This is a genomic window from Flavobacterium branchiophilum NBRC 15030 = ATCC 35035 (assembly GCF_002217205.1).
GTDB lineage: Bacteria > Bacteroidota > Bacteroidia > Flavobacteriales > Flavobacteriaceae > Flavobacterium > Flavobacterium branchiophilum.
Window position 1 is genome coordinate 22237 of sequence record NZ_MUGT01000090.1, and the last position, 11646, is coordinate 33882.

The window sequence follows — 11646 nt, forward strand, 5'->3', positions numbered from 1 at the left end:
AAAACTCGAAAATGTATCACTCAAAAATATCAGGATTGGGCTACTTTGTACCCGAAAATATTGTAACCAATGACGATTTATCTAAAATAATAGACACAAATGATGCTTGGATTCAAGAAAGAACCGGCATTCAAGAACGTAGGCATGTTGTAAAAGGCAGTGGCGAAACCACCACTTCTATGGGGGTAAAGGCAGCAAAAATAGCCATTGAAAGAGCAGGAATTGATAAAGATGCAATAGATTTTATAGTATTTGCAACCATTTCGCCAGATTATTATTTTCCAGGCCCAGGAGTTAGCTTACAAAAAGAGTTAGGTTTAAACACCATTGGAGCCTTAGATATTCGCAATCAATGCTCTGGATTTGTATATGCCTTGTCTATTGCAGACCAATATATCAAAACAGGTATGTATAAGAATATATTGATTGTTGGTTCAGAATTACAGTCGGTAGGATTAGATATGACCACAAGAGGTAGAGGTGTTTCTGTAATTTTTGGCGATGGTGCTGGAGCTGCTATTATAAGCCGAGAAACAGATTTGACCAAAGGAGTGCTTTCTACACACCTACATTCTGAGGGCGAACATGCCAAAGAATTGGCCGTTTTAGCACCTGGTATGGGAGGCAGATGGGTTACCGACATCATTGCCGATCAAAATCCAGATGACGAAAGTTATTTTCCGTATATGAATGGGCAATTTGTATTTAAACATGCCGTGTCTCGTTTTAGCGAAGTCATTCACGAAGGACTCATTGCAAATAATTTACAAATTTCAGATATAGACATGCTCATTCCCCATCAAGCCAATTTGAGGATATCACAATTTATACAAAAAAAATTCAATCTTTCAGACAGTCAAGTGTTTAACAATATTCAAAAATATGGCAACACTACAGCAGCGTCTATTCCAATTGCATTAACAGAAGCTTGGGAATTAGGCAAAATAAAAGAAGGCGATACTGTTGTACTAGCCGCTTTTGGCAGTGGATTCACATGGGCTAGTGCTATAATCAAGTGGTAAAATTATATTTTTTTAAAATTTTTAAATAAAACTTTAAAAAAAGCTTTTATAAAAGGCCATTTAGGACATGCCCAAATAATTTGAAGCTCTTCCCAAAAAGTAGAGGATTCATCAAGAAAACGAAGAATAGAAGCAGCATCCGATTTGGTAAACATTTTAGTAAATATTAACTTACCCAAATGATTAGAGTTGCTTAAAACTTCAATTAAAATTTGATCATAAAAATAATATCTCGATGTCGAATGAAAAATTTTGAAATCGAGATTTTGTTTTTTTTGTAAAAACGTTACAACTTGTAAAGCTTTTTTTCGAGAATTAGAAAAAGTAAAACCCGTACTGGCTTTTGTCCATCCACCAGCAGTTCCAATATTTAAAATATTTTCTGTATTGTGTTTCCAAAAAGGATAAGCCGTCATTGGGATACAGCCTTTTTCTTTTCTTTGAATTGTGTAATCAAATATTTTCTTACTATTCAAATATTGTTTAATTTCTGATTCATATTCAGAATCTTGAAGTAAATTTTTAGAAAAAAGAGTGTATTCAATCAAAACTTGGTTATTAGTACAAGGCAAAACATACATAAACCGAGTGTTGTGGTGTTGCATCACATTAAAATCCATAAATATAGCTGGCATAGATGCCCTATATTTATCATCTATTGCTACAAACCACCCCAAAAAATGCTGGTTAATTAAGGGATATTGCTTATTATTTTTAAAACAATTATCAAAAATTACTGCATTAAATACTTTTGAGGCACGATACATGGAGGCATCCGTTTGAACTATAACCTCGTTTTTAGTATCAGAAATTGATGTAACGGACGAGGATACCCACTCCGTTTGAAGATTTATTTTAATAATATTCTTGACAAAAGCATATAAATCATCAGACTCAATCATTTTATAAACAACGTCTGTCTTTAATATATTCAATTGTATTTCACCCGAATGGAACCATGCAGATTCCCATTTGTTTTTCAATAAAAAATCCCAAGCCCCATTTGAAGTTTCCCAATAACACCAAGTGCGGTCTTTTTCAGTTTTAGACTGTGGCTCGATGATTAGAATTTTTTTGTTAAAAAAAAATTTATTTTTAGACATTTCAAATAATACTAACATTGATGACAAACCAAAACCCACAAAAATATAATCGTATTTCATAGTCTAAAAAAAAAGTAAATAACGTTAGAAAAAATTCATCCGGATACAAAATAATGAAAAATAAAATTAAAAAACATGGTTTAGTAAAAACAATTTGATACATTTGTTTAACAAAAACAAACGAACGATGAACAATATTAAAAATCAATTCAGTATCAAAGATTTAGAAAATATATCTGGCATCAAAGCACACACGATAAGAATATGGGAAAAAAGATATAATATTTTAGAACCCATGAGAACTGATAGTAATATTAGATATTATGATACAGAAAATTTGCAAAAATTATTAAACATTACATTATTGCACAATTATGGATACAAAATATCTAGGATTGCAAAAATTCAAGAAACGGAAATTCCAAAAATAGTCAATCAAATTATTACTGAAAAAAGCAAAAAAAATCATGCAATCAACGATTTCAAATTATCGATGATGAATTTTGATCAGCAATTGTTTCTTCAAACTTATCAAAATTTACTATCTAATAAATCTTTTAAAGAAGTTTTTTTTGAAATATTTATTTTATTATTAGAAGAAATTGGATATTTATGGCAATCCAATACCATAACACCCGCACATGAGCATTTTATTTCTTATTTGATTAAACAAAAACTATTAGTAGAAACAGAAAAACTTCAAATTGTGAATGCACTTCCTGATACCAAAGTGTATATTCTATTTTTACCAGAAAATGAAATTCACGAATTAGGATTGATGTTTATCAATTATGAATTACTTTCAAAAGGCTATCGAACGATATACTTAGGTGAAAGCATTCCTGTAGAAAATTTAAAGGAAATGAAAAAATATTATGACGAAATTGTATTTATATCGCATTTCACCATTCAACCGCAAAGAGACCAATTAGATAGTTATGTAGAAGAAATCAGAACAAATATTTTAGATACAAACACTAGTTTTTGGATATTTGGAAGACTAGCAGCCCATATCAATCTAGAAAATGACACGAATTATATCAAAATATTTGAAAGTTTAAAAGATTTAACTGAAAATGTGTAGTTATAATTTTGTTTTGTTTAAATTTTTTGTATTTTTGTTAAACAATTTTAAACCATGAAAAAAACAATACATATTATTGGATCTGGATTTGCATCATTATCTGCAGCTTGTTATTTAGCAAAAGCTGGACATGATGTAAGCATTTTTGAAAAAAACGACAGTATAGGCGGTCGTGCCAGGCAACTAAAAGCTGAAGGATTCACATTTGATATGGGGCCAAGTTGGTATTGGATGCCCGATGTTTTTGAACGATTTTTCAATGATTTTGGTAAAAAAACATCCGATTATTATGAACTTATAAAATTATCACCCGCTTATAACGTTTATTTTGGTATAAATGATGCAATAACTATTGAAGATGAATTATCAAAAATAAAAGAAAAATTTGAAACCATCGAAAAAGGGAGTGCTTCAAAATTACAAGAATTTATAGACAAAGCAAAATCAAATTATGACATTGCAATAAAAGATTTGGTGTACCAACCTGGTGTTTCTCCTTTAGAATTGATATCGAGTAAAACAATACCCAAACTGGGGCAGTTTTTTGGTAATATAAAAAATGATGTGCGAAAAAATTTTAAAAACAAAAAATTAGCTCAAATTTTAGAATTTCCAGTGCTATTTTTGGGAGCAAAACCAGCAGACACCCCATCGTTTTATAACTTTATGAATTATGCAGATTTTGGATTGGGTACTTGGCACCCTAAAACAGGGATGTTTGATGTAGTGATGGCCTTACAAAAACTGGCATTAGAGTTGGGGGTTTCTATAAAAACGAATGCCAACGTTTCCAAAATAATTGTAGAAAACAAAACTGCTAAAGGCTTGATTGTTAATGGAATAAAACACTATGCAGATGTTGTTTTGAGTGGTGCAGACTACCACCACACCGAAACTTTGTTGGAGGAGTCCGAAAGAGCTTATTCTGAACGCTATTGGAATAGTAGGGTTTTTGCTCCAAGTTCATTACTGTTTTATGTTGGGTTTAATAAAAAAATAAACATTACGCATCACGCTTTGTTTTTTGATGTTGATTTTGAAGCTCATGCTCAAGACATTTATGACAACCCCAATTGGCCAAAAGAGCCTTTGTTTTATGCAAACTTTCCATCAAAAACAGATAAAACTGCGGCTCCAGATGGAATGGAAACGGGTTTTTTTCTTATTCCATTAGCACCTGGAATTATTGATAGTCCTGAATTGCACGACAAATATTTTGATATTATCATGTCGAGATTTGAAAAAATTACACAACAAAGTATTAAAGACAGCATCGTGTTTAAAAAATCGTATTGTAAAAATGATTTTATAAACGATTACAATTCTTACAAAGGCAACGCTTATGGTATGGCAAATACCTTATTACAAACTGCTTTTTTGAGACCCAAAATAAAGAGTAAAAAAATAAAACATTTGTATTTTGCAGGACAATTAACCGTTCCAGGGCCAGGAGTGCCACCAGCATTGATATCAGGTAAACTAGCTGCTGCATTGATCAACAAGCATATTTAACTAAAAAACAGAACCAATGAAATCAATATTTGAAAACGTTTCAAACAAATGTAGTATTATAACTACTAAATTATATAGTACTTCCTTTTCAACAGCAGTCAAACTGTTGTCGCCAAGTATTAGACAAGACATATACAACATTTACGGTTTTGTAAGATTTGCAGACGAAATTGTTGATACATTTCATGATTATGATCAAGAAAAATTATTTACTAAATTTGAAAACGATTTAGAAGAAGCGCTATCAGACAAAATTAGTTTGAATCCTATATTAAATGCTTTTCAAGCAACGGTTCACAAACATCATATTCCAAAAGAAATGATTGATTCATTTATGAAAAGTATGCGATTAGATTTATATAAAAAAACATATAATACGAAAGAAGAATACGAAAATTATATTTACGGATCAGCAGATGTAGTAGGATTGATGTGCTTAAAAGTATTTGTAAAAGGCAACGATACCCAATTTAACGAACTACAATCGGCGGCTATGAAATTAGGTTCTGCATTTCAAAAAGTAAATTTTTTAAGGGATTTGAAAGCCGATTATGAAGATTTAAGCAGAAGTTATTTTCCGAATACAGATTTGAATCAACTGGATGATTTGTCGAAGAAAAAAATAATAGACGAAATAGAAGCCGATTTTAAAGCTGGTTTTGACGGAATTGTACATTTGCCCATTGAAGCAAAATTTGGTGTTTATACTGCTTATATTTATTACAAAAAATTACTTTCAAAACTTAAAAATACTCCTTCGTCTGAAATTAAAAATACCCGAATTCGAGTTCCTGATTATGAAAAATATGGCTTGTTTGCCAAATGCTATTTCAATTATAAATTCAATTTAATTTAAAAATTTACTCAAAATGTTTTTACATATATCAGTTTTTATCTGCACTTTTTTTATTATGGAATTTATGGCTTGGTTCAGCCACAAATACATTATGCACGGTTTTTTATGGGTTTTACATGCCGATCATCATAAAAAAGACCATGATTCTTGGTTTGAACGTAATGATGCTTTTTTTATATTTTATGCTGTTGTAAGTATTGTTTTTTTCTTACTATGGCAACATCAAATTTTAAAAATCGGGTTGGCCATTGGGTTGGGTATTTTTGCTTATGGATTGGCTTATTTTATGGTGCATGATATTTTTATTCACCAACGATTCAAACTTTTTAGAAATGCGAATGGCAAGTATGCCAAAGCCTTGAGAAGGGCTCATAAAATGCACCACAAACATATAGGTAAAGAAGATGGTGAATGCTTTGGTATGTTATTGGTTCCTAAAAAATATTTTAATTCTTAGTTTAAAATAAAAGCCTCCATTTTTTGATACAAATCTTCGTCGTGCAAGCCATGACCAAGATTTTTTGTTTTTATAAAAGTAGCTTTTGGATGCCCTTTTACTATTTTATAAGCCTCATTTACGTGCACAATTGCATCGTCTTCATCATGAATGATTAAAGTTGAAGTGTTGATATTTTGTGATAATTTTGCCATAGAAAAATCATCAATACTGGTTTTTATTTTAGTCAAAAAATGATTTTGTAAATATTTTTTCAACACATTTTGATACCCCATCATAGTACAATAATGATCAATTAAAGTTTGTAAATCAGATGGTGCACCCAACAAAACCATTTTTTTTATCAATGGATTTTGATTCAAATGCTGGTAATGAATACATGTTGCCCCTCCAATAGAGTGCCCAATTAGAATAGTTGGATTGTATTTTTGTGTACACACCTCTAAAAATCGAGTATATTTAGGTACATTAAACTCATTTCCCGACGACATTCCATGTGCGGGAGCATCAATAGCTACAATGGTTTTGCCTGTTTTTTTCAGAAAAGGCAACATTTTTTTCCATCGAGCGGGATTACTTTCCCAACCATGAACCAACATAATGATGTCTGCATTGCCTTTCCAAATATAGGCATGAAAAGTTTCCCCATCCGACAGAAATTGTTCTATCTGACAAGATTGTAATGTTTTGGGTAATTTATTGGAATTGAATTTTCCTTTTCGGGGCCTACTAAATAATTGATAGGCTATTAAAGCTGCTTTTTTGGGTTGAACAATACTTAACAAATTTAAGGATTGACCAATCACTTTGATGAATATTTTTCTACTAAATGTTTTCAATTTCACTTTAAAAATCAGATAAAAAAACCCCGAAATAACGGGGTTCAAATGATTAAATTTTGGAAAATAGTTGTTCCATTTTTTCTTTTTCTTCTTCGGCTAAAACGCTATCAACCAAAATTCTTCCTGAATGTTCGTCAATTAATATTTTCTTTCTAGCTGCAATTTCAACTTGTGTTTGTGGCGGAATAGTAAAAAACGAACCCGCAGAAGCTCCTCTTTCAATTGATACAACTGCTAAACCATTTCTTACACTAGAACGAATCCTTTTATAGGCAGACAACAATCTGTCTTCAATTTGAGCTTCAAATTCTGCTGATTTTTCCATCAAAAAGCTTTCTTCTTTTTGCGTTTCGGCCATTATATCATTTAACTCTGCTTTTTTGTGTGTCAAGTGGTTGCTTTTTTGTTCTAATCTTTCTTTTGATTCTGCAATTACTTGTTTTTTATGTTCCATCGAAGCTTTCATTTCTTTGATGTGCTTTTCAGCCAATTGGATTTCAAGTTCTTGATATTCAACCTCTTTGGTTAGCGAGTTAAACTCTCTGTTATTTCTAACTGTTTCTTGTTGTTTGGTATATTTTTTAATTGACTCTTGATGACCCAAAATGGCATTTTTTTTGGCTTTGACTTGTTCGTCAATCACTTCTAAATCACTTTTTAGTTTGTCTAATCTCGAACTCAAACCAGCAACTTCATCTTCCAGATCCTCTACTTCCAAAGGCAATTCACCTCTAACATTTCGAATTTCATCAATTCTTGTATCAATTAATTGTAAATCATAAATGGCTCTTAATTTGTCTTCGACACTTAATTCTTTTGTATTTCCCATAATCTTTATAAGTACTTAACTGGATTTGTATTTTCTTTTGATAACATGATACCGCCTTTGGGCAATAAGTCTGCAAAATTAATGATTTTTTTCGTAAGATAATCAAATATATAATTTTTTGTGAATCTTTCGCTCTCAAAATGTCCAATATCTACTAAAATCAACTTGTTTTCTGCTTCATAATATTGGTGGTATTTCAAATCTGCCGTCAAAAACACATCTGCCCCAGCACTTATGGCATTAGAAATAGCAAAACTACCCGAACCGCCCAAAACAGCAATTTTTTGCACTTTTTTGTCGGTGTTACCAGAGTATCTAATCCCCTCTGCTCCCATTAATTGTTTTACCATTTTCAGAAATGCAAGTCCGTCCATTGGTTTTTCTAACTTGCCTATCATGCCTAAACCTATATTTTGATGTACATTTTGGGTTTCGTAAATTTCATAAGCCACCTCTTCGTAAATGTGATTTTGCAATAAAGTTTTGATGATTTTTTGCTCCAAATGTTTTTCAAAAATAACTTCAATTTTCACTTCGTCTGTGGTGGTTACTATGCCTTTTTGTCCCACAACAGGTTGGCTATTTTCATTGCCTCTATAAGTAGAAAATCCTGAACTATTAAAACTAAATTGATCATAATTACCTATATTTCCTGCACCCGCTTCAAATAATGAATGACGAATTAATGCAGCATTTTCTGGCGTAGTATAAGTTATTAATTTTCGGATGTATTGCTTTTTTGGTATCAAAATAGAGGTGTTTTGTAGCCCCAATTGGTTACAAAATATTTTATTAACTCCTTCTTGGTGGTTGTCTAAAGCTGTATGCACGGCATATATTGCAATATCGTTTTTGATGGCTTTCATTACGGTTCGTTCCACATAATTTTTGCCCGTCCATTTTTTAATGCCCGAAAACAGAATGGGATGAAAGCAAACAATCAGGTTACAATTGCAGCTTATTGCCTCATTTACAACACTTTCAATAGCGTCATGGCAAACTAAAATTCCGGTAGCTTCTAAATCTGCCTGCCCTACAATGAGCCCTACGTTATCAAAATCTTCGGCATAGCCTAAAGGAGCCATTTCCTCTAAAATCGAAATAATTTCTGAAATTTTCATATCTAATTAAAATACAAATTAACGAAAAATTCTGTTATATATTGTAAAAAAAAGCTAATTTCGTGGCTTGAAATATTTTTTATTTGAAATTGTTTAAAAAAAAATCTATTCATAAAAGCATTTTGATAGTAATATGATATGTCGTTTGGTTAAAATCAAATCATTAATATGAAATGTATTATATTTTTAACCACAATGTCCATTGCATCAAAATCTCATGTAAATGCTTCAAGTTAATCAAATTTTGGATTAAAAAATAATATTTTTTTTATAAATTTAATTTTTTTAATTCAAATTATTTATTTTTAAATACAAATATAATTATGATACTGCTTATTAGATATATATTATTCCCAATTGCAATGCTATATGACATGATTACACGGGTAAGAAATTTTTTGTTTGACAAAAATATATTAAAATCTTATTCGTTTGATATTCCTATAATTGCAGTAGGAAATTTAAGTGTTGGAGGAACTGGCAAATCGCCTCAAATAGAATACTTAATCCGTTTGTTGGCACCACATTTTAAGCTTGCAACTTTGAGTCGGGGGTATAAACGTCGAACAAAAGGTTTTGTAATTGCTCGACAAGGCATTGATTATCAAGACATTGGAGACGAACCATTTCAATTTTTTCATAAATTCAAAAACATAATTGTAGCCGTAGATGCTCATAGAAAAAATGGCATTGAACAATTGTTACATCTGCCCAAAAAGCCTGAAATTATTTTATTGGACGATGCCTATCAGCACCGAAAAATAAAGGCTGGATTGTATATATTGCTAACAACTTACGACGAATTATATTACAAAGATTGGATATTGCCCACTGGCAATTTAAGGGAGGCAACATCTGGAGCGGATAGGGCATGTATCATTATTGTAACTAAATGTCCTAATCAACTATCTGATTATGAAATGAATATCTTAAAAAAAGCCCTAAAATTAAAGCCTCACCAACAACTATTTTTTAGTAAAATACAATACCATGAAGCTATTTGTTCAAACGAGCAAAACATTCCAATATCTAGCATTAAAGCTGAAAAAAAATTATTATTAGCGGGTATTGCCAAACCAAAGTTCTTTTTTGATTATTTGAAAAATGAAAACGACATTTTACTGACTTATCCAGACCATCATGCTTTTAGCGAAAAAGATATTGATTTAATACTCGAAAAAGCCAATGGCATGAAAATCATAACAACAGAAAAAGACTACGTTAGATTGATGGATAAATTACCTCAAAACCAATTGTTTTATGTACCCATTCAATCTGAATTTCTACAAAATGCAGCTCAATTTGACCAATACATTATCCAATTTGTACAAACATTTAGCTCAAATATTGGAGCATCGTATTGTATAAATCATCAGGAGCAAAGGGTTTTGTAACCACGTCGTTCAGTCCATAAGACAACAACATTTCTTTATTTTCGTTTAAAGAAATAGCTGTTAGTGCAATTACAGGTATTTTTTGATTGAATTCTCTTATTTTTTTTGTAGCAATTGTACCGTTAATTCCTGGCAAATGAATGTCCATCAAAACCATATCATAATGATTATTTTGCACTTCGGTAATGGCATCTTCACCATTATCTACAATGGTGCACAACACTTTTTTGCTTTCAATCATTTTTTTGGTTATCATTTGATTGATTTTATTGTCTTCAACCAAAAGTACCCGTTTGCAATTCAAATTAGAGTGGTCAAAAACTTGTTTTGGAGCTTCTATTTGGCTTTGATTAACCATAAAATCCAAATTGAAAGTAAAACAAGCACCATGTCCTATTTGACTTTCTAAACGAATAGTACCGCCCAATATTTGTATTAAATTCTTTACAATAGTTAAACCCAATCCTGTTCCCCCATATTTTCTATTAATTTCTACAGAGCCTTGAGAAAAACTTTCAAAAACAGCATCCAACTGTTCTTCTGCAATGCCAATTCCCGTATCTTTTACCTGAAAACTAATGCTGGCAAGTCCGTTATCTAATCGATGCAATTTGGCACTTAAAACAATCTCGCCATTTTGTGTAAATTTGATAGAATTATTGATTAAATTTATAAATATTTGAGATAATTTAGTAGAATCACCTATAAGATTCATAGGAATTCTATTATCAATATCTAACTTAAAAACATTGTGATTTTGAACTGCAATTTTGTGTAATGAATTATAAATATTATTGACAAGTTCTAGTAAATTAAAATTAATTTTTTCTGTTGTAATATTTAACGATTCAATTCTACTAGTTTCTAAGATTTCATTAATAAATGTCATCAAATAATTTCCTGAAATTTTTAAAGAATTCAAATACTCCAATTGAGATTCTTTTGGGTTTTCTTCAAGTAGCAAATGTGTAATACCGTTTATGGCATTTAACGGGGTTCGAAGTTCATGACTTACTGTTGATAAAAATTCTGAACGGGCTTTGCTTGCTTTTTCAGCTTTTTCTTTAGAAAGTAATAATTCTTTATTTTTTTCCTCTAATAACAAGTTGGTTTGTATTCTTGTTCTGTTGTTTTTATATAAAGTCCAGCTTAAAAACGACAAAATTGTGATTAGAAAAACAGCCAATATGTTGATTAATTTTTCTGATTTTGTAATGCGGCCCCTTTGATTTTTATCAAAAAAATTGTTTTGGGGCATCATTTGAATACTGTCTTGTTGCACCAATTTTTCAAAACCAATTTGTTTTGGAATTGTTATATTTTTTACAAAATACATATTAATATCCTCACAAAAAAAAGTTTTTTTTGCGTAAGTATTAAAGCAAATTAAGAGTAATATGTAAATAAATTTATCGAGTTACTTACT

The 11646-nt window shown here is 30.9% G+C and carries 11 protein-coding genes; 6 read left to right on the forward strand and 5 right to left on the reverse strand.

The genetic code is table 11. The features are described from left to right. The first annotated feature begins 11 nt into the window (after positions 1 to 11). Entirely contained in the window at positions 12 to 1022 is a 1011-nt protein-coding gene (locus tag B0A58_RS10885) for a 3-oxoacyl-ACP synthase III family protein (RefSeq protein ID WP_089081080.1), read from the forward strand. A 2-nt stretch (positions 1023 to 1024) separates the two neighbouring features. Here B0A58_RS10885 and B0A58_RS10890 read toward each other — a convergent pair whose 3' ends face one another. Then, on the reverse strand, positions 1025 to 2185 hold the full coding sequence (locus B0A58_RS10890; protein ID WP_089081081.1) for a lycopene cyclase family protein: 1161 nt from the start codon (positions 2183 to 2185) through the stop codon (positions 1025 to 1027). Between the two features lie 127 nt (positions 2186 to 2312). Here B0A58_RS10890 and B0A58_RS10895 point away from each other — a divergent pair, with 127 nt between their 5' ends. From B0A58_RS10895 to B0A58_RS10910, 4 genes are read left to right on the forward strand one after another with little or no spacing between them, the layout of a single operon-like run. Then, positions 2313 to 3209 (forward strand): MerR family transcriptional regulator, encoded by an 897-nt coding sequence (locus B0A58_RS10895; protein ID WP_089081082.1) that lies wholly within the window; start codon positions 2313 to 2315, stop codon positions 3207 to 3209. A 54-nt stretch (positions 3210 to 3263) separates the two neighbouring features. Continuing rightward, a complete protein-coding gene (locus B0A58_RS10900; RefSeq protein ID WP_089081083.1) occupies positions 3264 to 4721 on the forward strand; it encodes a phytoene desaturase family protein in 1458 nt (485 codons plus the stop codon). Positions 4722 to 4737: 16 nt separating this feature from the next. After that, the gene (locus tag B0A58_RS10905; protein ID WP_014084626.1) at positions 4738 to 5577 is read left to right on the forward strand and encodes a phytoene/squalene synthase family protein; all 840 of its coding nucleotides are present in this window, start codon (positions 4738 to 4740) and stop codon (positions 5575 to 5577) included. A gap of 13 nt (positions 5578 to 5590) precedes the next feature. Continuing rightward, positions 5591 to 6034 carry a sterol desaturase family protein gene (locus B0A58_RS10910; RefSeq protein WP_014084627.1) on the forward strand — a complete coding sequence of 148 codons (444 nt, stop codon included), beginning with the start codon at positions 5591 to 5593 and terminating at the stop codon, positions 6032 to 6034. On the opposite strand, the gene B0A58_RS10915 is transcribed toward B0A58_RS10910, so the two are convergent. From B0A58_RS10915 to B0A58_RS10925, 3 genes are read right to left on the reverse strand one after another with little or no spacing between them, the layout of a single operon-like run. Next, complete coding sequence (locus tag B0A58_RS10915; RefSeq protein WP_243389484.1) at positions 6031 to 6879, reverse strand: alpha/beta hydrolase; 849 nt, start codon at positions 6877 to 6879, stop codon at positions 6031 to 6033. The genes B0A58_RS10910 and B0A58_RS10915 overlap by 4 nt on opposite strands. Before the next feature lie 46 nt (positions 6880 to 6925). Then, positions 6926 to 7705 (reverse strand): zinc ribbon domain-containing protein, encoded by a 780-nt coding sequence (locus tag B0A58_RS10920; RefSeq protein WP_089081084.1) that lies wholly within the window; start codon positions 7703 to 7705, stop codon positions 6926 to 6928. A 5-nt stretch (positions 7706 to 7710) separates the two neighbouring features. Continuing rightward, on the reverse strand, positions 7711 to 8826 hold the full coding sequence (locus B0A58_RS10925) for a Nif3-like dinuclear metal center hexameric protein (RefSeq protein WP_089081085.1): 1116 nt from the start codon (positions 8824 to 8826) through the stop codon (positions 7711 to 7713). A gap of 323 nt (positions 8827 to 9149) precedes the next feature. On the opposite strand from B0A58_RS10925, the gene lpxK reads away from it, so the two are divergent. Beyond that, positions 9150 to 10220, forward strand: coding sequence for a tetraacyldisaccharide 4'-kinase (lpxK, locus tag B0A58_RS10930; protein ID WP_089081086.1), 1071 nt, complete (start codon positions 9150 to 9152; stop codon positions 10218 to 10220). Here the strand turns inward: lpxK and B0A58_RS10935 are convergent. Further along, a complete protein-coding gene (locus B0A58_RS10935) occupies positions 10162 to 11556 on the reverse strand; it encodes an ATP-binding protein (RefSeq protein ID WP_089081087.1) in 1395 nt (464 codons plus the stop codon). The two genes, lpxK and B0A58_RS10935, sit on opposite strands and share 59 nt — an antisense overlap. Positions 11557 to 11646 lie beyond the last annotated feature (90 nt).